Origin of the sequence: Burkholderia lata (genome assembly GCF_902499025.1) — a bacterium.
GTDB classification, from domain to species: Bacteria; Pseudomonadota; Gammaproteobacteria; order Burkholderiales; family Burkholderiaceae; genus Burkholderia; species Burkholderia lata_C.
Window position 1 is genome coordinate 17,383 of the sequence record NZ_CABVPW010000028.1, and the last position, 24,090, is coordinate 41,472.

Here is a 24,090-nt window from a genome sequence, read left to right on the forward strand (position 1 = left end):
GGCCGGATGGCCGGAGATCGACGATCCGGAAAACAAATCGCCCGCGCAAGCGGGCGATTTCGTTGGTGCGCGCGGGTGAGCGCGATACGCGCCGTTTCCCGGCGCGCGGGCCTGCCGCTCAGGCCGACAGCAGCGAACCGGTGCGGATCGCGGTCGCGCCGGCGATGCGCGCGACTTCCATGCCGGCCGTCGCGAAGCGCACGATCTGGCGCGCGTACAGGATGCCCGACACGCTGCTCTTCAGCGTGACGACGCGATCGGTCAGCGGATCGACGATGTCGGCCACGGCCTGCCCGGCCTCGATCATCACGCCGACCGGCGTGCGGAACACGATCACGCCCGACACCGGCGCGACGAGCGGATCGGTGCCCGCGAGCGGCGTGGCCGGATGCGCGAGCGGCGGCAGCGGCGCCGGCGTGCCGTCGACGACACCGCGCTCGGTCAGGTATTCGACGATCGCCTGCGCGTCCTTTTCGGCGAACTCGTACGACACGTCGCGCTCGCTGCGCAGTTCGATCGTGACGGAAATCGCGCCGTTCGGGATCGGGAAGCGGTCGCCGAAGCGGTTGCGCAGGTCCGACCAGCAGAAGCTGTGGATCTCGTCGAACGGGTTGCCGACCGAATTCAGCGCGAGCAGCGACGCCTGTGCGTCGAGGTAGCGCGACAGCGGCTCGACGTCGGGCCACAGATCGGGATTCGTGTAGAGGTGCATCACCGCATCGCTGTCGCAGTGCAGGTCGAGCACGATATCGGCGTCGAACGACAGCTTTTGCAGCGCGAGGCGCTGCGAGTCGAGCTCGGTGCGCGGCTTCTGCTCGTCGAGCGCTTCGCGCATCGCGGCGCGCACGGCGACGAGGTTATGCTGCGCGTCGTTCGTGAGATGGTGCTCGATGCGCGGCAGCACGAGCGCCGCGAGATCGTAGAAATTGCGGTTGAAGTTCTGCATCGAGCCGAGCTCGAAGCGGCCGAGGTGATCGCCGAACACGTGTTGCGACAGGCCGATCGGGTTCGGCACGGGCACGATGACGACTTCGCCGCGCAGCTTGCCGGCCGTCTCGAGCGCGGCGATCTTGCGGCGCAGCAGCGTGGCGACCAGCATGCCGGGCAGTTCGTCCGCGTGCAGCGACGACTGGATATAGACCTTCTTGCCGCCGCGCGGGCCGTAGTGAAAGCTCGTGATCTGGCGTTCGGTACCGACGGCGGGGGAAATCAGCGGATGGGTCTGCGTTTGCATGATGGGGGAGTGCGGCGCAGCCGCGAATGATCCGGTGTGCGTGGAAGATCGATTGTACGTTGCCCCCTCGCTGCCATCAAACCGGCGCCAGAACACGTCGATTTTCTTTGAGAATCATCAGGTTGGTACGAAAAAAATAACGCTGCCGGTACCGCTCGCGCAAAAAAAACGGGCTCCTCGCGGAGCCCGTTTGCGACGAAGCGCGATGTGCGCTTGGCTTGCGGATTACTTGCCGTAGACGTCGAAATCGAAGTACTTCTTCGCGATCTTGTCGTACGTGCCGTCCTTGCGCATGCCGGCGATTGCACCGTCGATCTTCGACTTCAGGTCGGTGTCTTCCTTGCGCAGGCCGATGCCGGCGCCGTTGCCGAGCGTCTTCGGATCGTCGATATCCTTGCCGGCGAAGTCGAAGTTCGCGCCGCGCGGCGTCTTCAGGAAGCCGATCTCGGCTTGCACCGCGTCCTGCAGCGCGCCGTCCAGACGGCCCGAGATCAGGTCGGCGTAGACCTGGTCCTGGTTCTGGTAAGGCACGACGTTCACGCCCTTCGATGCCCAGTAGGTCTTCGCGTAGGTTTCCTGGATCGTGCCTTGCTCGACGCCGACCGACTTGCCCTTAAGCGATTCGGCCGTCGGCATCAGGCCGGTGCCCTTCTTCGTGACGAGGCGCGTCGGCGTGTTGAACAGCTTGTCGGAGAACGCGATCTGTTCCTGACGCGCCGGCGTCATCGACATCGACGACAGCACGCCGTCGAACTTGCGGGCCTTCAGCGCCGGGATCATCCCGTCGAAGTCGTTTTCGATCCACACGCACTTGGCTTTCATGCGGCGGCAGATTTCGTTGCCGAGATCGACGTCGAAACCGACAACCTTGCCGTCAGCGCCTTTCGATTCGAAAGGCGGGTAGCTTGCGTCGACGCCGAACCGCACGGTCGTCCAGTCCTTCGCATACGCGCTGCCTGCCGATACGGCGAGCAGGGCTACGGTCACAGCCGCAAGAATCTTTTTCACTCGGTGACTCCTCGTTTTGTTCGATGGGTGCGCGGTTGTGCCGCGCCGTAAGCCTTCGGCCCGGCGCGGCTTCGCGACAGGCTGTCCGTTTCGCCCACCCGATGCGGGCGCGCGACGTGCGCAAGATTATCAAGACAAAATACCGGCAGGGCGCCTAGGACAAGCCCCGATACCGGGCCCGGCGGCGGTGCGCGGGGGCGCCGCCGTTTCAGACACAGGAACGATTCAGCCGAGCGTTTCGTTGACCGCGCGCTGCAGGCACGTGACGAATTGCGTGACGGCGGGCGTGGGCAGCAGGTCGCGCCGCGCGATGATCGACAGGTCGAAGCGCGGCATGCTTTCGTCGAGTTCGGCCGTGCGGATGCCGAGCGGCGCGACCATCTCGGCGAGCGGGCGCGTGAAGCAGCCGATCACGTCCGAGCGCGCGACGAGCCCGAGCGTCACCGCGAACGACATCGGCGAGCGCAGCAGGCGCTTCGGCAACGGCAGCCCGCGCGCCTCGAACATCCCGACCATCACGCTGTGCGGAAACTGCTCGGCGCCGACGGTGACGATCCACTCGGCATCGAGCAATTCCTCTAACCGGCGCGCGTGCGCAAGCGGATGGTCTTCGCGCATCACGACGGTGAATTCCGTCGACAGCAGCGGCGATTGCGTGAAATCGCGGTCGAGTGCGGGCACATGGTGCATCGCAGCGATGTCGAGCGTGCCGTTGCGCAACTGCGCGAGCGCGTCGGGCACCGTCACTTCCTCGAGATGCAGGCTCACGTTCGGCATCGACTGGCGGAACACCGTCACCGCGCGCGGCAGCGCCGTCAGCGCGATCGACGGCATCGTGCCGACCGCGACGCGCCCCGACATCTCGCCTTTCACCTGCTCGACGGCCTCGACCGTGCGGCGGATGTCGCCGAGCAGTTGCTCGGCGCGCGGCAGCAGCGCATGGCCGCACGCGGTCAGCTCGACGCCGCGTACGCTGCGCGCGAGCAGCTCCGCGTTGAGCGCCGTTTCGAGCTCGCGGATCGTATGCGTGATCGCGGGCTGCGTGACGCCGAGTTTGCGCGCGGCGGCGCGCAGGCTCTTGTGATGCGCGGCGGAGACGAACGCCTGGAGCTGCGCGAGGTTCAGGGGGTTGCGGATGCGGGTCATCGATCGGGTCCGGTTGGCGCGATACTGTGGCGGGCGACGGGGTGTGACGGAATTTGGTAGTGGTCCTGATGGTTGCGCGTACATGGTCTTGCGCCGCCTGAGCGAGGCGTCGCGAGCCGGGGGGCGGTGGGGGGTGACGCGGCGTCCATCATGCGCCGGACCGCGCGCGGAACGTCTGGCGGTACCGCTGCGGCGACGTGCCGACGATGCGCGCGAACCGCTCGCGAAACGCGGTGACCGAACCGAACCCGGCCTCCGTCGCGACATGCTCGATCGACAGCTCCGTGACCTCCAGCAACTGCTGCGCATGCCTGACGCGCGCGGTCTGCAGCCATTGCCGCGGCGACGTGCCCGTCTGTTCCTGGAAGCGCCGCGTCAGCGTGCGCACGCTCGTCGACGCCTTGCGGGCCATCGCGTCGAGCGTGAGCGGCTGGTGCAGGTTGGCCTGCAGCCAGTCCATCAGGTCGTGCAGGCCGTCGGTGCCGCTGGGCCATTCCGGCGCGATGAACTGCGCCTGCCCGCCTTCGCGGACGCGCGGCGCCACCGCACAGCGCGCCGCGTCGACGGCGACCGCCGCACCGTAGTCGGCCTGGATCATGTGCAGGCACAGATCGAGGCCGGCCGCTGCGCCGGCCGACGTCAGGATCTGCCCGTTGTCGACGAACAGCACGTTCGGGTCGACCGTCACGCGCGGATAGCGGCGCGCGAGTTCGGCGGCCGCGAGCCAGTGCGTCGTCGCGCGCAGGCCGTCGAGCAGCCCGGCTTCCGCGAGTACGAATGCGCCGCTGCAGATCGACGCGATCCGGCAACCGCGCGCGGCCGCCGCACGCAGTGCCGCGATCACGGGGCGCGACGTGGGCGCGAGCGGCACGGATGTGCCGGGAACGACGATCGTGTCGGCGTCGGCGAGCGCGTCGAGACGAAACGGGGGGCGCAGGTCGAACAGGTCGCCCGCGACACGCGCGTGCTCGCTGCACACGCGGACGCGGTATGGCTGCGCGACGGTGGGCGAACGCACGCGCGCGAACGTGTCGCATGCGATGCCCAGATCGAACGGGACGACATCGGGCAGGGCGAGAACGGCGACCGTATGCATGGCGTTCGGGGGCTTGGCCAGAATCCGTTTAAAGATGTCATTTTAGCCAATGGCCTGGAACGGCACCACACGCGACAATCGTCGCGGACCAACCTGGAGGCTGCCGATGCAACAAGACGATCGCAATGCGCTGCGGAACCTGCAATACCTGTCGTTGCTGGAGGCGATCACGCTCGTCGTGCTGGTGTGCGTCGCCGTGCCGCTCAAGCACCTGGCCGGCTATCCGGCCGCGGTATCGATCATGGGCCCGGTGCACGGCATCGCGTTCGCGATGTACGTATGGGCGGTCGTCGGCACCGCGTCGAGCGGGCTGTGGAGCAAGGCCGAAGTCGCGCGGCTCGTGCTGGCGGCCGTCGTGCCGTTCGTGGGGCTGACGAGTGCCGGCTGGATCGCGCGCAGGAGGCAGGCGCAATGATCTACCTGTGGCTCAAGGCCGTTCATGTCGTTGCCATGGTCACGTTCGTCGGCGGCTTGCTGCTGCTGTCCGTCGGCGTGCGCATCGCCAACCTCGCCGTGCATCGCGCGGTGCGCCGCTGGGACCGCACGGTGACGGCACCGGCGCTCGCGCTCGTCTGGATCGCGGGGATCGCGCTGGCGCTGAACGGTCACTGGTTCGGCGCGACGTGGCTGTCGGTGAAACTCGTGGTGGTCGCCGCGCTGTCGGCGCTGCACGGGATCCTGGCCGGCACGCTGCGGCGCATGGAGCGCGACGATCTCGTGGTCGTGCCGGCACCGTGGCTCGGGCAGGCGGCGGGCGCGGTCGTGGTTGCGACGGCGATCGTCGTCGGGCTGGTCGTGGTCAAGCCGTTTTGATGCGCAGGCCGGTGCGGGCCGGCCATCGGCAGAGGTGGAGGCAGGCCCTACGCCAGCGCCATCTCGACCGCTGCAAGGGTGCGGCGCCGAATCCAGCCGCTCGCCATCCGGATCGCGAGCCAGTACGGCATGAACAGCAGCCGCGTGCGGGCGGTCGGGCAATGCACGAAGGTTTCGGTGCGCAGCAGGAGCGCACCCGACGCGAGCCCGACGACCTCGAAGCGAAGCACCAGCTTCGCGTCGCGCGGGTCGTCGTGCTGCACGAACGCCGCCGCGTCGGCGATCTTCAGCACGCCGAGGTCCGGGCGCCAGAAGCGGCCGACGAGGCCGAACGACAGCGACGTTTCGTCGCGCTGCAATGGTGTGAATGCATGAAGGCCGAAGCGTTCGCGTTCGCCGCGCGGGGTGCCGTGGCGCAGCGACGCGGCAACGGCTGCCGGGAATTCGCGGACGTTGAGCAGCGCATCGACGACCGGATCCGTGCGCATGTCGAGCGTGGTGACCGTATCGAGGATGCGCGCCGGCGCGGCATCGATCGGCTTCGATTCGTGCACTTCGTGGAAGCCGAACGACGGGATGAACGGCGGCTTGCGCACCGAAGTCCGGGTGCTCGATTCGGAGACGATGCCGAGCGCGTTCATGGGGGCTCCTGGAGGCAAAGCCCGATCGTAGCACCGGGTGCGGATTCGCGCCGCGCCGCTTCCGCGTTGCGCGCCGCACGGCGCCGCATCAACAAAAAAAGCCTGGAAACTTGCGTTCCCAGGCCTGGAGACCATCAACGATGATGGTGGAGGAGACGATGTCGTCCCGATGCGCGCCGTCCTTCTGCCGGCGACGTCGCGCACGATTCGCGGTCAGATCGCCCAGCCGCCGAGATAGAACGTGACGAGCACTGCTGCGATGAGCACGGTACCGACGTTGAGCTTGCGGAATTCGCCGCTGGCGATGCGGCCGATCACGAGCGTCGAGAAGCCGAGCATGATGCCCGTCACGATGTTCGCGGTCAGCACGATGAACACCGCGCACACGAGGCCCGACATCGCGTCGACCATGTCGTCCATGTGCAGCTTGCTCACGCTGCCGAGCATCAGCAGGCCGACGTACATCAGCGCCGGTGCGGTGGCGTACGACGGCACGAGGCCCGCGAGCGGCGAGAAGAACATCACGACGAGGAACAGCAGGCCGACCACGGCAGCCGCGAGGCCCGTCTTCGCGCCGGCGGCCACGCCGACGCTCGACTCGATGTAGGCTGCCGCCGGCGCACCGCCGAGGAAGCCGGAGAAGATCGAGCTGAGCGAATCGGCGGTCAGCGCACGGCCGCCGTTGATGATGCGGCCATTCTCGTCGAGCTGGCCAGCCTGGCCCGCGACCGCGCGGATCGTGCCGGTCGCGTCGAACACGGCGGTCATCACCAGCGCCAGCACGCTCGGCAGCACGGCCATCGACAGCGCGCCCTTGATGTCCATCGCGCCGATCAGCGACGCATGGCCCGGTGCGCTCAGCGACGGCAGCGCGAAGATGCCGTGGTACTTCACGCTCGGATCGAAGATCAGGCCGAAGATCGAGATCGCGATCACGACGAGCAGGATGCCGCCCGGCACGCGTCGCTTTTCGAGGCCGAAGATCGCGGCGAGGCCGACGACCGACATGATGACCGGGAACGCGGTGATCTGGCCGAGCGAGACCGGCAGGCCAGCGCCCGGGTTCTTGATCACGAGGCCGACGTCGTTCGATGCGATCAGCAGCAGGAACAGGCCGATGCCGATCCCGGTGCCGTGCGCGACGCCCGCGGGCAGGTTGCGCAGGATCCACGAACGCACGCCGGTGACCGAGATGCCGGTGAACACGAGGCCCATCAGGAACACGGCGCCGAGCGCGACCGTCGGGGACAGCCCCTTGCCGAGCACGAGGCCGAACGCGGTGAACGCGGTCAGCGAGATGGCGCAGCCGATCGCGATCGGCAGCTTCGCCCACAGGCCCATCAACAGCGAACCGAACGCGGTCGTGAGGCAGACCGCGACGAACACGGCGCTCGTGTCGAAGCCGGCCTTGCCGAACATGCCGGGAACGACGAACACGGAATAGACCATCGCGAGGAAGGTCGTGACGCCGGCAATGATCTCGCGGCGCTGCGTGCTGCCGCGCGACGAAATGCCGAAGTACCGGTCGATGACTCCCTTGGTGCCAAAGTCAGTTTCTTCCGCGCCGACGCCGACCGTCGGCTGCACCGGGGTATCACTCATGAGCTTGCTCCTTTATCAGCATGCTGAAACGGCCCGTAGCGAACCGTCGTCAGGGTGTCTCGAATCTAGTTGGGATTGTCGGCAACGTCGTGGGGACGAATGACGCGTGATCCGTGTCGTTACGTGTGAATCGAAACGATCGCGAGGGTGTCGCGTCGTGCGACGCGTTGTGTTGTCGACCCCGTCACGTGTGCTTTGCCGTAGCGAAGGTTAGGCGAACCGCCCATCACGTCCCATTGGGGGAAGAGCATGCAGCGCATGTCTCAGCGCTTATATCGGCGTGCAACGGGGCTCCGTCGCGTCGACACGCGTGTATACGCCTAGTACGAATCCGTTAAGGCGATTATTTGAATGCAGGGTCGACGGGAAGAGGGGAAGCGGGTGACGCATCGAAAATTACAAATGTCTTTCATGATGGCCGGGCAGGCCGGTGGAAACAGGGGCCGGTGACGGGATCCGCCGCCGCGCGCAACCTGCATTCGGACGATACTGCCGCCGCATCGGGGCGGTTCTCGGCGTCGCGCCGGCCTCAATTGTGCGCGAGATGGTCGAGATATGCGCGGAACATGTCGGCCATCGCGTTCGAATACGCGTCGATTTCGTCGGGGGAGCGCTCGCTTTCCGAAAACGCCTTTCCCGCTGCAGCGAGTGTCGTGGTGATCAGGTGGCAGGCGAGTTCGCGCGTGGCGTCCGGTGCATCGGGCAGCGCCTCGCGCATGAACGCCTGGAAGATGCGGTTGCCGGCCGCCTTGGCTTCCTGCGCCTCGGGCGCGTCGCGATAGAGCGGCGCGGCGTCGTCGAGCGCGATGCGCATCCGCGCCTCGTCGCATTCCGAACGGATGAACGCGTGAACGGCCGTGCGCAGCCGCTCGGGCGGCGTCTGGGTCACGTCCTCGAGCATCCCGCGCAGCATCTCGGCCGTCTGCCGCCACTCGTCATGCTGCAGCCGGAACAGCACGGCCGCCTTGTTCGGGAAGTACTGGTACAGCGAACCGACGCTCACGCCGGCGCGCTCGGCGACCCGCGCCATCGTGAAGCGCTGCGCGCCTTCGCTCGCCAAAACCTGAACAGCGGCCTGCAGGACGTCCTCGACGAGGCGGGTCGAGCGGGCCTGTTGAGGCTGTTTGCGCGTGGCAATCCGGGCGTTCGGGCGGTCGGTCATGAGCGGCTGGCCAATGCGAATAGTAAAACCTGAATAGTTCGTCATATTCTAATCGGGTGCAACGACGCACTCAACCTGACCCCGGAGATTCGCATGACCACCCTGACGCTCGACCCGCTGGCTTCGCTGCTGGCACGCCTGTTCGACGAAGCCGATGCCTCGTCGCCCGCGACGAGCCCGGACTTCGCCAGCCTGTCGCGCGACGAGCAGGCGCGGCTGATGCGCAGCAAGACCGACTACACCGATTTGTATGCGCGCCTGAAGGACTATCCGCTCGCGGTGTCGCGCGAGACAGGCGCGCTGCTGTACATGCTCGCGCGTAGCAGCGGCGCGCGGTCGATCGTCGAATTCGGCACGTCGTTCGGTATTTCGACGCTGCATCTCGCGGCCGCGCTGTGCGACAACGGCGGCGGCCGGCTGGTTACGAGCGAATTCGAGCCGTCGAAGGTCGCGCGGGCGCGGGCGAACCTGGCGGCGGCCGGGCTTGCCGATCTCGTGGAGATTCGCGAGGGCGATGCGCTGCGCACGCTGGCCGCCGATTTACCGGATTCGGTCGACCTGCTGCTGCTCGACGGCGCGAAGGCGTTGTATCCGGAGGTGCTTGCACTCGTCGAGCACCGGTTGCGGCCCGGCGCGTTCGTCGTTGCCGACAATGCCGATTACAGCCCCGACTATCTCGCTTACGTGCGCTCGCTTGAGAACGGCTATCTGTCGGTTCCGTTCGGCGGCGATGTCGAGCTGTCGATGCGGATCGGCTGAGCGCTGTGCGACCTGAACGGCGGCATGCATTCATGCATTAAAGATAGGATGACTGATCAACCAGGGGTGTGAAGGAAACGCGACGGCGCCCGACGCTTCGGGCGCCGCCGTGCGTTACTTCAGGAACACGTAGCGCGCGAAATACGGAAAGCGGCCGACCGCATGCTCGGTCGAACACGCAGTGTCCGGCGGCGTGCCGCCCGCGGTATCGAGCCGCTGCACAAAGCGCACGCCGGCGAGCGTGCCGGCCGTGGCCTTCGCGTCCGTTGTGGCCGGTGTCGCAGCGAGCAGGAGTTGGGGAATGCTGCCGGCGTGCGCGCTCGGCGCTTCCGCGAGCTTCTTGCCAGTAATGCGGCTGCCGTCGAGCGCTTCCCATGACGGTCCGGCGCCGTGCCGGACGACGAGCGTGCCGCTCGCGTCGAACAGCATCGCTTCCGGGTGCTGGAACACCCACGCGAGCTTGTGTCCAGCATCGTAGTCGCACGTGTAGACCTGTATGCCAGCGGCAGTCGTCGACAGCACGGGCGTGGCCGGCTGGGGCGGCGTGAGGCCGGCAGCGTCGTCGGCGCGGGCGGACGACGCGCAGAAGACTAGTGCGACGCCGGCCACGGCGGCCGGCAGCATGGAGCGTTTCGGGAAGCGGCTTCGCATGGCGGGGCATCCTTTCAGGTCGGGTGACGGGGATACGTCGACGAACCCGTAAACGCTAGACGCCAATTGCACCGGCTGCAATGCGCAAATGGCAATCGTGACGATAGCCGTTGCGATTGCGCGCGGCCCGGCATGCGCGGCCGTTGGTTGACGCGGCCGCGCATGCCCGGTTCAACCTCAAACCGAGCCAACCGGCGTCGGTGCATGCGCGGCAATCAGGCGTTCGGCTTTCAGCGTACCCCACAGTTCGGCCGGGATCGACACCGCCGCGAGACGCAGGTTGTCGTCGATGCGATCGGGCCGGCTCGCACCGGGGATCGCGGCCGCGACGGCCGGGTGCGCGAGCGAGAATTGCAGCGCCACCGCGCGGACATCGACGCCGAATCGTTCGCAGATCTGGCGGATGCGCGCGACGCGGTCGAGCATGGCCTGCGTGGCCGGCTGATACTCGTAATGGGTGCCGCCCGCCAGCACACCCGAGTTGTACGGGCCGCCGACGATGATCCCGAGCCCGCGCGCGGCGCTTTCCGGCATCAGCCGTTCGAGCGCGCCGGCATGATCGAGCAGCGTGTAGCGCCCGGCCAGCAGGAAGCCGTCGGGGTCCGCGCGTTCGAGCGCGAGTTCGCACGGCTCGACGCGGTTCACGCCGAGGCCCCAGCCCTGGATGACCTTCTCGTCGCGCAGCCGCGTGAGCGCCATCGCCGCGCCCGACATCGCGACGTCGAACACGTCGCGCCACGCGTCGCCGTGAAAGTCGACGGCGGGGTCGTGAATCCACACGGTGTCGAGCCGGTCGGTGCGCAGCCGCTTCAGGCTGGCCTCGATCGAACGCAGCGTGCCGTCTTCGGTGTAGTCGTAGACGATCCGGTTCGGCAGCCCGTGGCGGAACAGGCCGCCTTTTTCGCCGAGATCGCGTTGCGCTACGTCCTCGTGTTCGTCGAGGACGAGCCGGCCGACCTTGGTGCCGAGCGAGTACGCGTCGCGCGGCCGCCCCGCGAGCGCTTCACCGAGACGCAGCTCGGCGAGGCCGGCGCCATACAGCGGCGCCGCGTCGAAGTAGCGGATGCCGCTTTCCCAGGCCGCGTCGACCGTGGCCAACGCTTCTTCGTGCGGAATGTCCCGGTACATGTTGCCCAGCGGCGCGGTGCCGAAACCCAGGCGGGAAGGGAGCGTGATTCTCATGTGCAGTCTCGCAGTGAGCCGGCTCAGGCCGCAGCCTGGGCCAGCGTCGGGTAGTCGGTCAGCCCGCGCTCGCCGCCGCCGAACAGCGTGTTGCGATCGTGGGGTGCGAGCGCCGCGCCGGTGCGCAGGCGCTCGGGCAGGTCGGGGTTCGCGACGAACGGGCGGCCGAACGCGACGAGGTCGGCCCAGCCGGCGGCGATCGCTTCGCGCGCGCGTTCGGCGGTGTACGCGCCGGCGTAGATCAGCACGCCCGGGAACGCGGCGCGCAGTTGCTGCTTGAATTCGATCGGCATCAGCGGCGCGTCGTCCCAGTCGGCTTCCGCGATGTGCAGGTAGCCGACGCCGAGTTCGCCGAGCAGCGTCGCAGCGGCGAGGTAGGTCGTTTCCGGATCGTCGTCGACGCAGCCGTTCAGCGTCGTCAGCGGCGCGAGGCGGATGCCCACGCGCGACGCGTCGCCCGTGCCTTCGATCAGCGCCTGCGTGACTTCGCGCAGGAAGCGCAGCCGGTTCTCCAGCGCGCCGCCGTATTCGTCGGTGCGCGTGTTCGCATTCGAGTCGATGAACTGGTTCACGAGATAGCCGTTTGCGCCGTGCAGCTCGACACCGTCGAAGCCGGCCTCGATCGCGTGGCGCGCGGCGGCGCGGTATTGATCGACGATTTCGCGGATCTCGTCGACCGTCAGCGCGCGCGGCTCGGACGCCTGCACGAAGCCCGGTGTGCTGCCGTCTTCACCGGCGACGAACACGTTCACGCCTTGCGCCTGGAGCGGCGACGACGACACCGGCTGCCGGCCGCCGAGCAGGCTCGTGTGGCTCAGCCGGCCGACGTGCCACAGCTGCGCGAAGATCCGGCCGTGCGCGGCATGCACGGCGTCCGTCACCTTGCGCCAGCCGGCGACCTGCGACGGCGTGTGAATGCCGGGCGTCCATGCGTAGCCCTTGCCGAGCGGCGCGATATAGGTGCCTTCGCTGACGATCAGGCCCGCGCTCGCGCGCTGCGCGTAATACGCGGCCATCAGTTCGTTGGCTTCGTCGCCGGGCTGGCTGGCGCGCGAGCGCGTCATCGGCGGCATCACGATGCGGTTCGGCAGCGTCAGCGCGCCGAGTCGCAGCGGTTGAAAAAGCGGGTCCTGGGTCATGGTGGTGTCCTGTCGGTGCCGCGGCCGGCGGGCCGCGGCGAATCAAAGCGTGAGTGGCGGGCGGCGTGTTCAGTCCCACTTCGGCGCGAGGCCGGCCGGGTCGACTTCGCGGCCGTTGCGTTCGAGCGCGGCGATCTGCGCCATGTCGTCGTCGGTCAGGCGCAGCGTCTGCGCGAGCAGGTTGCTCGCGAGGTTCTCGCGCTTCGTCGACGACGGGATCACCGAGTAGCCGAGCTGCAACGCCCACGCGAGCGCGACCTGTGCGGGCGTCGCGTCGTGACGCTGCGCAATCGCGCCGATCACCGGATCGCCGAGCACCTTGCCGTACGCGAGCGTCATGTACGACGTGACGTGGATGCCTTCGGCGTTCAGGAATTCGACGAGCTTGCGGTTCTGCAGGTACGGGCTCAGTTCGATCTGGTTCGTCGCGATCGCATCCTTGCCGACGGCCGCGATCGCTTCCTTTGTCAGTGCGATGTTGAAGTTCGAGATGCCGATCCGGCGCGTGAGGCCCTGCGCCTTTGCATCGGCGAGGGCGGTCATGAATGTATCGAGCGCGACGCCGTTGTCGGGTGCCGGCCAGTGGATCAGCGTCAGGTCGACGTGGTCGGTGCGCAGCTTGCGCAGGCTTTCTTCGAGGCTCGGCACGAGCTTGTCCGGTGCGTAGTTGTCGACCCAGATCTTGGTCGTGAGGAACAGGTCTTCGCGACGCACGCCCGACGCGACGATCGCTTCGCCGACTTCGGCTTCGTTGCCGTAGATCTGCGCGGTGTCGATCGCGCGGTAGCCGACTTCGAGGCCGTTGCGGACCGAGTCGATGACAGCCTGGCCTTGCAGGCGGAACGTACCGAGGCCGAAGGCGGGAATGTTGCTCATGATGTGCTCCTGGGAGAGTGGAACGGGTTCGCTATGGAAGTCATTCTGGCGTTTTGGATTGATGAGATAAACGCCGTTGCAGGTCAAAAATATTTGATCTGAAATCAAGTATTGGGCGTGAGTTCGGCCGGCGTCATGCAACACGCGTCCGTGCGTTTTCATTCGCGTGGAACACCGGCAGCACGTCTGCCGCGATCTCGGCCATCGTCTCGTCGAGCGAGCGGCGGTTGCGGCGCAGATGCAGGCCGATGTGCCGCACGCCCGCGTCGCGCATGGCCGCGAGTTCCCCGATCAGCGCGAGACGCCCCGCGCGGGCGCCGAAGCGGTGCCGCTGCAGTGGCGCGTGCGGGTCTTCCGCGAGGTCGAGGTGGATGAAGCTCACGTACGGCTTGTCGCCGGCCACCGCGCGCCAGTTCGCGGCGCGCTGCCGGTGGTCGTCCGGCGTGCCGGGATACGCGAGACAGCCGTCCATGTGTTCGCCGATCCATGCGGGCGTCTGCTGCGCGAGACCGGCGACGAGCAGCGGCAGCGGGGTACGGGCGGCAGGCAGCACGTCGAGGCCGGGCGGCAGGTGTCCGCGCGCGCCATCGCGCAGCAGCGCGATCTGGTCGCGGAAATTCGCGCCGCGGGACGCGAAGTCGCGGCCGAACAGCGGATATTCGACGGGCCGGTCGCCGCTGGCGACGCCGAGCAGCAGGCGGCCGCCGCTCAGTTCCTGGATCGTCGCGGCCGATTTCAGCGTCAGCAGCGGCTCGCGCAGCGGCAGCACGACGGCCGCCGTGCCGAGCAGGATGTCGCGCGTGATGCCGGCGAGGTAGCCGAGATACGAGAAGGTCTCGAACACCTGCGCGGCGTCGCCGAACGCCGGGTCGTACACCGGCACGTCGCGCACCCAGAGCGCGCGGAAGCCGAGCGTGTCGGCCTGTTGCGCGAGCGTCGCGTGGAGCGCGAGGTCGGGTACGCCGGGGTAGCGGCCGTCGTGCTGGCGCTTCGCGTTGCCGGCGGGCGACCAGTCGTTGTCGAGCGGCAGTTCGAGGCCGATGCTGAAGCCGCCGTCGGCGAGTCTGTCGAGTGCAGTGAATGAAGTGGACATGGTCGGGTTCCGTTCAGATCGCGCGCAGGCTGCCTTCGAGCCGGTAGAAATCGAGCGACGACGCGGTGAAGAAGGACCGCGACGTGCCGGCGGCGAAATCGTCGATATGCACGACCGTCGCGCGGTCGGCTTCCTGCCACGAGATCGCGTAGGTTTCGCCGGCGATGTGCTGCCACGTGTATTCGACTTCACCCTTCGCGCCCGCGTACGGGCCTTCGGTGATCTCGTAGCGCATGTGGCGGCCGTCATCGTCGTACGCGTTGAGCGCGGTGAGGCCGTCGTAGCGCACTTCGAACGTCTTGCCGGCGAACGGCGGGCGTGGGGTCGATGCGTTCATGGGTGCAAACTCCTGCAAAAAGGTGGCGTTCAGTGCGCAAGCTGGACCGGTTCGGCCGTGCGTTCCGGCAGGCCCGCGTGGCGGTCGAGCCGGCCGCTCAGTGCGGTGAGTGCGAATGCGCCGAGCGTGACGGCGGCCGCGATCCAGGGCGTATGGCCGAGGCCGACGTGCGCGACGATCACGCCACCGAGTGCCGAGCCGCCCGCGACGCCGAGGTTGAACGCGGCGATGTTGAAGCCGGATGCGACGTCGGTCGCGTCGGGCGCGAAGTGGCGCGCCTGCTTGACGACATACACCTGCAGGCCCGGCACGTTGCCGAACGCCACCGCGCCCCATGCGAGCATCGTCAGTACGGCGAGCCATTTGATGTGGATCGTGAAGGTGAGCGCGAGCAGCACGATCGCGAGCAGCAGGAAGATCCGCTTGAGTGCCTTCACGGGGCCGGCGCTATCCGCGAGCTTGCCGCCCCACACGTTGCCGAACGCGACCGATACGCCGTAGCCGACGAGCACGAGGCTGACCTGCGACGGCGTGAAGCCGGCGATCTGCTCGAGCAGCGGCGCCATGTACGTGAACGCGATCAGCGAGCCGCCGTAGCCGACCGCCGTCATCGCATAGACCAGCAGCAGGCGCGGCTGCGCGAGCACGCGGAACTGGCGGGCGAGCGGCGCGGGCGCCGTTTGCGGCAACCCGCGCGGCACGAAGGCCACCGCGCCGACGAACGCGACGAGGCCGAACAGCGCGACGACCAGGAAGGTTGCGCGCCAGCCGAAGTGCTGGCCGATGAAGGTGCCGAGCGGAATGCCGGCGACGAACGCGACGGTCATCCCGCTGAACATCGTCGCGATCGCGCTGGCGGCCTTCTCCTTCGGCACGAGCGTGGTCGCGATGATCGAGCCGACCGAGAAGAACACGCCGTGCGCGAGGCCGGTGAGGACGCGCGCGACGATCAGCGATTCGTAGCCGGGCGCCTGCCACGCGACGAGGTTGCCGACGGTGAACAGCGCCATCAGCGCGGCGAGCAGTGTCTTGCGCGGCACGCGGCCGGTGAGCGCGGTGAGGAGCGGCGCGCCGATCGCGACGCTCAGTGCGTAAAGGCTGACGAGCAGGCCCGCGGACGGCAGGCTGACGCCGAGGTCGGCGCCGATCGTCGGGATCAGCCCGACGATCACGAATTCGGTGGTACCGATGGCAAACGCGCTGATGGTCAGCGCAAGCAGGGCGAGTGGCATGATGGGTGCTCCAGGGTCCGGTGAGGATGGAGCGCAGTGTGCCGCCTTTACTTTTGCCGAAAAACGGGTCTATAAACCAAATTGTTTTGATTTCAAATCAATAGTGACGCCATGAAGATCACGCTCGACGAACTCCAGGCCTTTGCCGCCGTGGTCGATTCCGGTTCGATCACCGCCGCCGCGCAGCAGCTCGACCTCACGGTGTCGGCGGCCAGCCGCACGCTCGGGCGGCTCGAGGAGAAGCTGAAGACCACGCTGCTGCGCCGGACCACGCGCCGGCTCGAACTGACCGAGGAAGGGCGCGCGTTCCTGCAGGACGCGCGCGCGATCATCGAATCGGTCGAGACCGCGGAGGAGCAGATGCTCGCGCGGCGCGAGATGCCGTCGGGGCGGCTGCGCGTCGATGCGGCGACGCCGTTCATGCTGCACGTGATCGTGCCGCTCGTGCGCGGCTATCGCGAGCGCTTCCCGAAGGTCGAGCTGGAGCTGAACAGCAACGAGGGCATCATCGACCTGCTGGAGCGGCGCACCGACGTCGCTTTCCGGATCGGCCGGCTGAAGGATTCGACGCTGCACAGCCGGCGCATCGGCAACAGCCGGATACGCATGCTCGCGAGCCCCGCGTATGTCGCGACGCACGGCCAGCCGCGCAAGGTGGAGGATCTCGACAAGCACACGCTGCTCGGTTTCACGCAGCCCGAATCGCTGAACGTGTGGCCGATCCTCGGCACCGACGGCGAGCCGTGCCGCATCGAGCCGGGCATCCGGTCGTCGAGCGGCGAGACGCTGCGGCAGCTTGCGCTCGATGGCGCGGGCGTTGTCTGCCTGTCGGATTTCATGACCGCGCAGGATCGCGAAGCGGGCCGGCTCGTACAGGTGCTCGCGCGCCAGACGCTCGAGGTCGAGCAGCCGATCCACGCGGTGTACTACCGCAATACCGCGATCTCGTCGCGGATCGCGTCGTTCGTCGATTACCTGATCGAGGCGCTGGGCGGCAGCGGCAACGATGCGCCGGGGCGGCGCAAGGCTGCGTCGTGGATGGAGCCGCGGTAGCGGCAGGGGGCAGGGCACGCCCGATGTGACGTGCGATCCGGCGCACCCCACTGGGGCACGCCGTCGTGTGGCGGTTACGCCTCTTCGGACCAGGACATCCCGTCGCGCGCGAGCAGCGCCGACGAAGCCGCGGGCCCGAACGTGCCGGCCGTGTACAGGCGCGGCCGGTCGCCAAGCTGCTTCCAGCCGTCGAGGATCGGCTCGACCCACGACCACGCGGCTTCGAGCTCGTCGCGGCGCATGAAGTGCGTGAGGCGGCCGCGGATCACGTCGATCAGCAAACGCTCGTACGCTTCCGCGCGCCGCTCCGGAATCGCCTGCTGCAGGTCGAGGTTCAGGCTCACGGGCACCATGTTCATCCCGCTGCCCGGTTCCTTCGCGAGCATCTGCAGCTGGATCGACTCTTCCGGCTGGAGCTGGATCACGAGGCGGTTGCTGTAGTGGCGCGGGCCGGTCGGGATGATCGAGAACGGCATGTCCGCGAACTCGATCACGATTTCCGACTGGCGGCGCTGCAGCCGCTTGCCGGTGCGCAGGAAGAACGGCACGTTCGCCCAGCGCCAGTTGTTGATGTGTGCGCGCAGCGCGACGAAGGTTTCCGCGCGGCTGTCCGCCGGCACGTTGTCTTCCTCGAGATAGCCCTTCACCGGCTGGCCGTCGACCGCGCCGGCCGTGTACTGGCCGCGCACCGTGTCGCGCGCGACGTCCGCCACCGCCATCGGCCGCAGCGAGCGCAACACCTTCAGCTTCTCGTCGCGCACCGCGTCCGGGTCGAGCGACACGGGCGGCTCCATCGCGACGATGCACAGCAGCTGCAGCAGGTGGTTCTGCACCATGTCGCGCAGCGCGCCGGTATGGTCGTAGAAGCCCGCGCGGCTGCCGACGCCCACCGTCTCCGCCACCGTGATCTGCACGCTGCGGATGCTCGGCGCCTGCCACAGCGGCCCGAAGATCGGGTTGCCGAAGCGCAGCACCATCAGGTTCTGCACGGTTTCCTTGCCGAGATAGTGGTCGATCCGGTAGATCTGCGATTCCTCGAAATGCTTGCCGACCGCATTGTTGATCGCCTTCGCGGACGCGAGATCGTGGCCGAGCGGCTTTTCGAGGACGACGCGCGAGTGCCTGTCGACGAGGTGCGCGGCCGACAGGTTGTCGCAGATGGTGGTGAACAGCTCCGGCGACGTCGACAGGTAGAACACGCGGATCGCGTCGCCGCGCGCCGCTTCCGCGAGCCGCAGGTAGTCGTCCGGCGCGTTCACGTCGATCAGCACGTACTTGAACAGGTCGAGGAAACGGCTCCATGCCGCGGCGTCGAACGCCTTTTCGTCGATGAACGGGCGCGACTGCTCGTCCATGAACTTGCGATAGCCGTCGATGCCCCAGTCGCGGCGGCCGACCGCGATGATGCGCGTCTCGGGCGGAAGGTTGCAGTGCAGGTGCGCCATGTACAGCGCGGGCAACAGCTTGCGGGCGGCCAGGTCGCCGCCGCCGCCGAAGATGATCATGTCGACGGGCCGGTCGGCCGCGGTCTGGGTAGGCTGATTCGTCATGGGAGGTTCGCGGTGTGAAACGGTGAACGTGAAACGAACGTCGAGGCACCGGGCGCCGATACGTGAACGCACCAGTACGTGAAAACGCTAATAGTGCCCGGTTTTGATGGTTTGCGTATGGGTTCCCCCGGATGTAACAGCGCTTGCATTCCGTATGATCGCCCCATTATGATTGAGCGCTCACTCATTAAAGGAATCGAACGTGGCCCGACCGCGCAGTCCCGACAAGCACGAAGCCATCCTCGCCGCGGCCGCACGCGCGCTCGCCGAGGACGGTGCGACGGCGACGACCGCGCGTATCGCGCGACTCGCCGGCGTGGCGGAAGGCACGGTGTTCACGTACTTCGAGACCAAGGACGCGTTGCTGAATGCGTTGTACGTGAGCCTGAAGGCGGACATGCGCGACGCGATGATGACGGGTTACCCGGAGCGCGCGCCGGTCGAGCAGGCGCTGCGGCACGCGTGGAACGGCTATGTATCGTGGGGCGTCGCGAATCCGGACGGGCGGCGCGCGTTGCGGCAACTGGGCGTGAGCGGACGCATCGACGATGCGCATCGCGCGGCCGGCGCCGAAGGCTTCGGCGGGATCAATGCGCTGCTGCGCGAGCAGGTCGCAGCGTCGGGCGCGCTGAATCCTGACGAAGCGCACGCGTTCTGCGCGGCGCTGTTCACGTCGATCGCCGAAACGGCGATGGAATCGGTCGCGCGCGATCCGGCGCGGGCCGATGCGTACCGGGAGGCCGGGTTTCGCGCGTTGTGGGCCGTGTTGCACGCGGTGTAAGGCAAGGGTTGCCGTCGTGGCGGCGTGTGCGGATTCACGTTCACGCGCTGCGACGAGGACGGGTAGCGGGTTTCAGGCAGGGCGATGGAGGTCATGAACGACCGGTACATCGCTGTTATTAATGAGTGAGTAATCATTCATTTTGTGGTTTCACTACGATCAAGGAGTGGAAAAATGTCGAAAGTCTGGCTGGTAACAGGGGCCGCGCGCGGCCTGGGGCGAGCGATTTCGGAAGCCGTGCTGGCGGCGGGCGACCGGCTGGTGGCCGGCGCGCGCGATCCCGCGCGGCTGGCCGATCTGGCCGAGCGTCATGGCGACCGTCTGCTGCCGGTCGCGCTGGACGTCACCGACGAAGCAGCGGCTGAGCAGGCCGTCGCGGCGGCACGCGACGCGTTCGACCGCATCGACGTGCTGGTGAACAACGCGGGCTACGGCCATACCGCGCCGTTCGAGCAGATGGGCGCCGACGATTTCCGCGACCAGATCGAAACGAACCTGTTCGGCGTGATCAACCTGACGCGTGCGGTGCTGCCGACGATGCGTGCGCAGCGCGCAGGGCACATCTTCCAGGTGTCGTCGGTCGGCGGGCGCACGTCGACGGCGGGCCTGTCCGCGTATCAGGCCGCGAAGTGGGCGGTCGGCGGGTTCAGCGACGTGCTGTCGAAGGAGGTCGCGCCGTTCGGCGTGCGGGTCTGCACGCTCGAGCCGGGCGGGATGCGCACTGAGTGGGCCGCGCAGGCGAAGCGCGGTTTCGACGGTCTGCTGCCCGACTATCAGCCGTCGGTCGGGAGGATTCTCGAACTGCTCGGTGCGTATGGCGGCCATGAAGTCGGCGATCCGGCGCTGATCGCGGCGCTGATCGTCGAGCTGTCGCGCCGCGAGGATGTGCCGATGCGCCTGCTGCTCGGCGGCGATGCGCTGTTCGTGTGCGAGCAGGCGGAGAAGCAGCGTGCGGAAGAGGCCGCGCGGTGGCGCGACACGACGCTGTCGACGCAGTTTCCGGATGCGAAGCTGCCGGACGGGCTGCAGGCGTTGAAGGGGCTGGAGTGAGCGCTGACATCCGCACTGCTGCCCGGGCAACTTGAACGGCTGACCGATGGCGGCGCGTGCACCTGCGCGCAGGCATCGGTCGGCAGCGCCCATGCAATTGACGGGCGCTGCCGCTATATCAACCAGCCTGTTCCACCAGCGCCTGCAATTCCTGCCCGGCCTTCGCGATCGCTGCTTGCACCGCATCGGCACCCAATACGGTGCCTTCCACGCGCACTTCGCGGATGTCGGTCATCCCGATGAACCCGAGCAGATGCTTCAGATAGCCGGACTGGTAGTCGAAGGGCGCATACGGGCCTTCCGAAAAGACGCCGCCGCTGGCGGTGACCAGATAGACCTGCTTGCCTTCCACCGTGCCGGCGACGCCGCTTTCGCCATAGCGAAACGTGACCTGCGGCCAGATCACGCGGTCGAACCACGCGCGCAGCTGCGTGGACGGGCCGAAATTGGTCATCGCGGAGCCGATCACGACGATGTCGGCGGCGCGCAGTTCATCGATCAGCGCTTGCGCGAGCTCGACGGCTTGCGCCTGTTCGGCGCTGCGCGCATCCGGCGGCAGCATGCGGCCGACGATGTATGCGTCGTCGATATGCGGCAGCGGATCGGTGGAGAGATCGCGCAAGGTCACGGCGCTGCTTGCGTCGCGCGCCGCGAGTTGTCGCGCGAGGTCGTGCGCGAAGCGCGTGGACAGGCTGTCGGTGCTGCGGGGGCTGGAGGTGATCAGCAGGATGCGGCTCATGAGCGTTCCTTTCGGGATAAGATGAGAACCAGGTAACTTTTGATAACTAAGTTACCGAAATGCATGTGGAATGCTAGGGTTCGCGCCCAGGCACCACAAGAACGCACAGGGTTGTGCCCCAGTCACATCGATGTTCCCGCCACCATGCCCCGACCCAGCGACAACGACTGCCAGGCGACACGCCAGATCCTCGACCGGATCGGCGACAAATGGAGCCTCTACATCATCGCGACGCTGAACGACGGTTCGCGGCGCTTCAACGAGCTGAAACGCGAGATCGAAGGGATTTCGCAGCGCATGCTGACGCTGACGTTGCGCGGGCTGGAGCGCGACGGGCTGGTCACGCGGACGGTGTTCCCGACGATTCCGCCGCGCGTCGACTACGCGCTCACGCCGCTCGGCGAAACGCTGCTGGAGCCCGTGATGGCGCTCGTCATGTGGGCGGAGAAAAACAAGCAGCCGATCGCGCAAGCGCGCGAGCGTTTCGACGAGGCGGCCGACGCGACGCCGGAGCCGGGCGAGGGCGTGGTTTACCGGCGTCGATAGGGGGCGCGACGCGGCCGCCGCGCCCCCGAACGTCGCGTGCGCTCAGCGCCCGAGCGCGTAGAACTCCGCATTCGGCCGCAAGTTCGTCACGTTCGCGATGCGGTTGGACATGCCGAAGAAAGCCGAGATCGCCATGATGTCCCACACGTCTTCTTCGACGAAACCATGCGACTTGAGCGCATCGAAGTCGGCTTCTCCCACCAGATGCGCGGCCTGCGACACCTTCATCGCGAAGTCGAGCATCGCCTTCTGCCTGGCGGTGATATCGGCCTTGCGGTAGTTGGTGGCGACCTGGTCGGCAATCAGCGGATCCTTCGCCCGAATGCGCAGGATCGCACCGTGCGCGATCACGCAGTACTGGCACTGGTTCACGCTGCTGGTGGCCACGACGATCATCTCGCGCTCGGCCTTGCTCAGGTTGCCCGGCTTGTCCATCAGCGCGTCGTGGTACGCCATGAACGCGCGAAACTCGTCCGGGCGATGGGCAAGCGTGAGGAACACGTTCGGGATGAAGCCCGACTTTTCCTGGACGGTCGTGATGCGTTCGCGAATGTCGTCGGGCAAATCTGCGAGCGCGGGCACGGGAAAGCGGCTGATGGGGGCACTGTTTGCGGCAGTCATGAGGTCTCCTGGATAAAGTGGCGCGCTCGCTGCGCGAGCCGCCGTCCGAAATAACAAACGCGGGTGGTCGTCGGCGGCGTCAAGCGTTGACGTCGACGACGATCCGGCCGCGCACCTTGCCGTTGATCAATTCCTCCGCAAGCGGGATGACGTCGCCCAGGCCGACCTGGTGGCTGATCGCGCCCAGCTTCTCGACGTCGAGGTCGGACGCGAGCCGGCGCCATGCCGCCAGGCGATCGGCGCGCGGGCACATGACGCTGTCGATCCCGACGAGCGTGACGCCGCGCAGGATGAACGGCATGACGGTCGCGGGGAAATCCATGCCGGCGGCCAGGCCGCAGGCCGTCACGACGCCGCGGTAGCGCGTGGTCGCGCACACGTTGGCGAGCACGTGGCTGCCCGCCACGTCGACCGCGCCGGCCCAGCGCTCCTTGCCCAGCGGCTTGCCGGGCTCGCTGAATTGCGACCGCTCCAGGATCTCTGTCGCGCCGAGCTGACGCAGGTAGCCGGCATCGGCGGGGCGGCCCGTCACCGCGACCACGTGGTATCCCAGCTTGGCGAGGATAGCGGTAGCGACGCTGCCCACCCCGCCTGCCGCGCCGGTCACCACGATCTCGCCGTCATCCGGGCGCACGCCATGCCGCTCCAGTGCCATCACGCACAGCATCGCGGTGTAGCCCGCCGTGCCGATGGCCATCGCCTGTTGCGGCGAAAAGGCGGACGGCAGCGGCACCAGCCAGTCGCCATCGACGCGGGCTTTCTGCGCCAGGCCGCCCCAGTGTGTTTCGCCGACGCCCCAGCCGTTGAGCACGACCTGATCGCCGGGGCGATAGTCCGGGTGCGTGCTCTCGTCGACTTCGCCGACCAGATCGATGCCGGGCACCATCGGGAACTTGCGGACCACCGGGCTCTTGCCGGTGATCGCCAGCCCGTCCTTGTAGTTCAGCGTCGAATAGCCCACGCGTACCGTCACGTTGCCCGCGGGCAACTGCGCGTCGTCCAGCGTCTGGAGCCGGGCCTGCTGGCCGGTTTCATGCCTGTCGATCACGATGCCTTGAAACATGTGTCCTCCTTTCTAGACCGATCGTCTAGTTAATGGCAAAAAAATTCAGCGGCGGGGCAGTCCATTGAAGAAAAACTGCGCGAACAGGGTCAGCGGCGTGTCGCTGCGCTCCAGTTTCGCGCGCAGCACGGCGCCTTCCCAGCCGATCCAGAAGAATGCGGCGAGCTCGGCGGGATCGGCCGACCCGGCCAGTTCACCGGCTTGCTGCGCGACGGCCAGGCATTCGGCGAGGCGGCGTTGCCAGTCCTCGAACGTGGTGCGCAGGCGTTCGCGGAAGCTTTCGGGCAGCGCGCCCATTTCCTGCCCGAGGTTGCCGATCAGGCAGCCGCGGCTGTACGCGTAGCGGGCCATGCCGTCGCGGGCATCGTCGACGAACGCGCGTACGCGCTGCAGCGGCGAGCGCGCCGGATCGCTGAAATGACGGTCCAGCTTGCGCGCGAAGAAGTCGGCATAGCGGGCGATCAGTTCGAGGCCGAACGCTTCCTTGCTGTCGAAGTAGTGATAGAAGGAGCCCTTCGGCACGCCGGCACGCCCGAGAATCTCGTCGAGCCCGGTGGCCGAGAAGCCCTTTTCGGTGAGCACTTCCAGCCCGGTGCGCAACAGCATGTCCCGCGTGGCGACGAGGTCCTCGTGCTGTTTCGGTGGCCTGCCGCGACGGCGAGGCGGATCAGTTCGAACGTCCATGTGCGAATAATAGACCGTTCGTCTCAAAAATC

The 24,090-nt window shown here is 67.4% G+C and carries 26 protein-coding genes; 7 read left to right on the forward strand and 19 right to left on the reverse strand.

Features of this window, described 5'->3' with window-relative positions; all coding sequences use genetic code 11:
* Window positions 1–118: 118 nt before the first annotated feature.
* The 4 genes from BDI24065_RS25985 to BDI24065_RS26000 all read right to left on the reverse strand — a co-directional run bounded on the left by BDI24065_RS25985 (window position 119) and on the right by BDI24065_RS26000 (window position 4,484).
* Window positions 119–1,234 (reverse strand): succinylglutamate desuccinylase/aspartoacylase family protein, encoded by a 1,116-nt coding sequence (locus BDI24065_RS25985; RefSeq protein ID WP_175033671.1) that lies wholly within the window; start codon window positions 1,232–1,234, stop codon window positions 119–121.
* Window positions 1,235–1,459: 225 nt separating this feature from the next.
* Window positions 1,460–2,242: an ABC transporter substrate-binding protein gene (locus tag BDI24065_RS25990; protein ID WP_175033672.1), complete on the reverse strand. Its 783-nt coding sequence runs from the start codon at window positions 2,240–2,242 to the stop codon at window positions 1,460–1,462.
* Between the two features lie 225 nt (window positions 2,243–2,467).
* Entirely contained in the window at window positions 2,468–3,388 is a 921-nt protein-coding gene (locus BDI24065_RS25995; protein WP_175033673.1) for a LysR substrate-binding domain-containing protein, read from the reverse strand.
* Between the two features lie 148 nt (window positions 3,389–3,536).
* Window positions 3,537–4,484, reverse strand: a complete 948-nt coding sequence (locus BDI24065_RS26000; RefSeq protein ID WP_175033674.1) for a GlxA family transcriptional regulator — start codon at window positions 4,482–4,484, stop codon at window positions 3,537–3,539.
* 106 nt (window positions 4,485–4,590) lie between these two features.
* Here BDI24065_RS26000 and BDI24065_RS26005 point away from each other — a divergent pair, with 106 nt between their 5' ends.
* Together BDI24065_RS26005 and BDI24065_RS26010 are read left to right on the forward strand one after the other, a co-directional pair.
* Window positions 4,591–4,899, forward strand: a complete 309-nt coding sequence (locus BDI24065_RS26005) for a DUF3817 domain-containing protein (RefSeq protein WP_175033675.1) — start codon at window positions 4,591–4,593, stop codon at window positions 4,897–4,899.
* Window positions 4,896–5,297, forward strand: coding sequence for a CopD family protein (locus tag BDI24065_RS26010; protein WP_175033676.1), 402 nt, complete (start codon window positions 4,896–4,898; stop codon window positions 5,295–5,297). Before BDI24065_RS26005 ends, BDI24065_RS26010 begins: the two co-directional genes overlap by 4 nt.
* A gap of 47 nt (window positions 5,298–5,344) precedes the next feature.
* Here BDI24065_RS26010 and BDI24065_RS26015 read toward each other — a convergent pair whose 3' ends face one another.
* From BDI24065_RS26015 to BDI24065_RS26025, 3 genes are all read right to left on the reverse strand, one after another.
* Complete coding sequence (locus BDI24065_RS26015; RefSeq protein WP_175033677.1) at window positions 5,345–5,938, reverse strand: hypothetical protein; 594 nt, start codon at window positions 5,936–5,938, stop codon at window positions 5,345–5,347.
* 213 nt (window positions 5,939–6,151) lie between these two features.
* The gene (locus tag BDI24065_RS26020) at window positions 6,152–7,540 is read right to left on the reverse strand and encodes an NCS2 family permease (protein WP_175033678.1); all 1,389 of its coding nucleotides are present in this window, start codon (window positions 7,538–7,540) and stop codon (window positions 6,152–6,154) included.
* Window positions 7,541–8,069: 529 nt separating this feature from the next.
* A complete protein-coding gene (locus BDI24065_RS26025; protein WP_175033679.1) occupies window positions 8,070–8,747 on the reverse strand; it encodes a TetR family transcriptional regulator in 678 nt (225 codons plus the stop codon).
* Window positions 8,748–8,795: 48 nt separating this feature from the next.
* Here BDI24065_RS26025 and BDI24065_RS26030 point away from each other — a divergent pair, with 48 nt between their 5' ends.
* Window positions 8,796–9,461 (forward strand): O-methyltransferase, encoded by a 666-nt coding sequence (locus tag BDI24065_RS26030; protein ID WP_175033680.1) that lies wholly within the window; start codon window positions 8,796–8,798, stop codon window positions 9,459–9,461.
* A gap of 114 nt (window positions 9,462–9,575) precedes the next feature.
* On the opposite strand, the gene BDI24065_RS26035 is transcribed toward BDI24065_RS26030, so the two are convergent.
* The 7 genes from BDI24065_RS26035 to BDI24065_RS26065 form a co-directional block, all read right to left on the reverse strand.
* Window positions 9,576–10,112 carry a DUF3455 domain-containing protein gene (locus BDI24065_RS26035; RefSeq protein ID WP_175033681.1) on the reverse strand — a complete coding sequence of 179 codons (537 nt, stop codon included), beginning with the start codon at window positions 10,110–10,112 and terminating at the stop codon, window positions 9,576–9,578.
* A gap of 177 nt (window positions 10,113–10,289) precedes the next feature.
* Window positions 10,290–11,294 carry an aldo/keto reductase gene (locus BDI24065_RS26040; RefSeq protein WP_175033682.1) on the reverse strand — a complete coding sequence of 335 codons (1,005 nt, stop codon included), beginning with the start codon at window positions 11,292–11,294 and terminating at the stop codon, window positions 10,290–10,292.
* Between the two features lie 23 nt (window positions 11,295–11,317).
* The gene (locus BDI24065_RS26045; RefSeq protein ID WP_175033683.1) at window positions 11,318–12,433 is read right to left on the reverse strand and encodes an alkene reductase; all 1,116 of its coding nucleotides are present in this window, start codon (window positions 12,431–12,433) and stop codon (window positions 11,318–11,320) included.
* A 69-nt stretch (window positions 12,434–12,502) separates the two neighbouring features.
* Complete coding sequence (gene dkgB / locus BDI24065_RS26050) at window positions 12,503–13,309, reverse strand: 2,5-didehydrogluconate reductase DkgB (RefSeq protein ID WP_175033684.1); 807 nt, start codon at window positions 13,307–13,309, stop codon at window positions 12,503–12,505.
* Between the two features lie 133 nt (window positions 13,310–13,442).
* The gene (locus tag BDI24065_RS26055) at window positions 13,443–14,402 is read right to left on the reverse strand and encodes a TIGR03571 family LLM class oxidoreductase (RefSeq protein ID WP_175033685.1); all 960 of its coding nucleotides are present in this window, start codon (window positions 14,400–14,402) and stop codon (window positions 13,443–13,445) included.
* 13 nt (window positions 14,403–14,415) lie between these two features.
* Window positions 14,416–14,739 carry a MoaF-related domain-containing protein gene (locus tag BDI24065_RS26060; protein WP_175033686.1) on the reverse strand — a complete coding sequence of 108 codons (324 nt, stop codon included), beginning with the start codon at window positions 14,737–14,739 and terminating at the stop codon, window positions 14,416–14,418.
* A gap of 29 nt (window positions 14,740–14,768) precedes the next feature.
* On the reverse strand, window positions 14,769–15,971 hold the full coding sequence (locus tag BDI24065_RS26065) for an MFS transporter (RefSeq protein ID WP_175033687.1): 1,203 nt from the start codon (window positions 15,969–15,971) through the stop codon (window positions 14,769–14,771).
* 111 nt (window positions 15,972–16,082) lie between these two features.
* Here BDI24065_RS26065 and BDI24065_RS26070 point away from each other — a divergent pair, with 111 nt between their 5' ends.
* Complete coding sequence (locus BDI24065_RS26070; RefSeq protein WP_175033688.1) at window positions 16,083–17,024, forward strand: LysR family transcriptional regulator; 942 nt, start codon at window positions 16,083–16,085, stop codon at window positions 17,022–17,024.
* A 74-nt stretch (window positions 17,025–17,098) separates the two neighbouring features.
* Here BDI24065_RS26070 and zwf read toward each other — a convergent pair whose 3' ends face one another.
* Window positions 17,099–18,574, reverse strand: coding sequence for a glucose-6-phosphate dehydrogenase (zwf, locus tag BDI24065_RS26075; RefSeq protein WP_175033689.1), 1,476 nt, complete (start codon window positions 18,572–18,574; stop codon window positions 17,099–17,101).
* A 202-nt stretch (window positions 18,575–18,776) separates the two neighbouring features.
* Between zwf and BDI24065_RS26080 the strand changes: the two genes are divergently transcribed.
* Together BDI24065_RS26080 and BDI24065_RS26085 are read left to right on the forward strand one after the other, a co-directional pair.
* On the forward strand, window positions 18,777–19,355 hold the full coding sequence (locus BDI24065_RS26080) for a TetR/AcrR family transcriptional regulator (protein WP_175033690.1): 579 nt from the start codon (window positions 18,777–18,779) through the stop codon (window positions 19,353–19,355).
* Window positions 19,356–19,529: 174 nt separating this feature from the next.
* Window positions 19,530–20,405 (forward strand): SDR family NAD(P)-dependent oxidoreductase, encoded by an 876-nt coding sequence (locus tag BDI24065_RS26085; protein WP_175033691.1) that lies wholly within the window; start codon window positions 19,530–19,532, stop codon window positions 20,403–20,405.
* 118 nt (window positions 20,406–20,523) lie between these two features.
* Here the strand turns inward: BDI24065_RS26085 and BDI24065_RS26090 are convergent, their stop codons facing one another.
* Entirely contained in the window at window positions 20,524–21,144 is a 621-nt protein-coding gene (locus tag BDI24065_RS26090) for an FMN-dependent NADH-azoreductase (RefSeq protein WP_175033692.1), read from the reverse strand.
* A gap of 111 nt (window positions 21,145–21,255) precedes the next feature.
* Here BDI24065_RS26090 and BDI24065_RS26095 point away from each other — a divergent pair, with 111 nt between their 5' ends.
* A complete protein-coding gene (locus tag BDI24065_RS26095; RefSeq protein WP_175033693.1) occupies window positions 21,256–21,690 on the forward strand; it encodes a winged helix-turn-helix transcriptional regulator in 435 nt (144 codons plus the stop codon).
* 42 nt (window positions 21,691–21,732) lie between these two features.
* Here the strand turns inward: BDI24065_RS26095 and BDI24065_RS26100 are convergent, their stop codons facing one another.
* The 3 genes from BDI24065_RS26100 to acuR all read right to left on the reverse strand — a co-directional run bounded on the left by BDI24065_RS26100 (window position 21,733) and on the right by acuR (window position 24,058).
* Window positions 21,733–22,311 carry a peroxidase-related enzyme gene (locus tag BDI24065_RS26100; RefSeq protein WP_175033694.1) on the reverse strand — a complete coding sequence of 193 codons (579 nt, stop codon included), beginning with the start codon at window positions 22,309–22,311 and terminating at the stop codon, window positions 21,733–21,735.
* A 79-nt stretch (window positions 22,312–22,390) separates the two neighbouring features.
* On the reverse strand, window positions 22,391–23,374 hold the full coding sequence (acuI, locus tag BDI24065_RS26105) for an acrylyl-CoA reductase (NADPH) (protein WP_175033695.1): 984 nt from the start codon (window positions 23,372–23,374) through the stop codon (window positions 22,391–22,393).
* A gap of 45 nt (window positions 23,375–23,419) precedes the next feature.
* The gene (gene acuR / locus BDI24065_RS26110) at window positions 23,420–24,058 is read right to left on the reverse strand and encodes an acrylate utilization transcriptional regulator AcuR (RefSeq protein ID WP_175033696.1); all 639 of its coding nucleotides are present in this window, start codon (window positions 24,056–24,058) and stop codon (window positions 23,420–23,422) included.
* Between the last annotated feature and the right edge of the window lie 32 nt (window positions 24,059–24,090).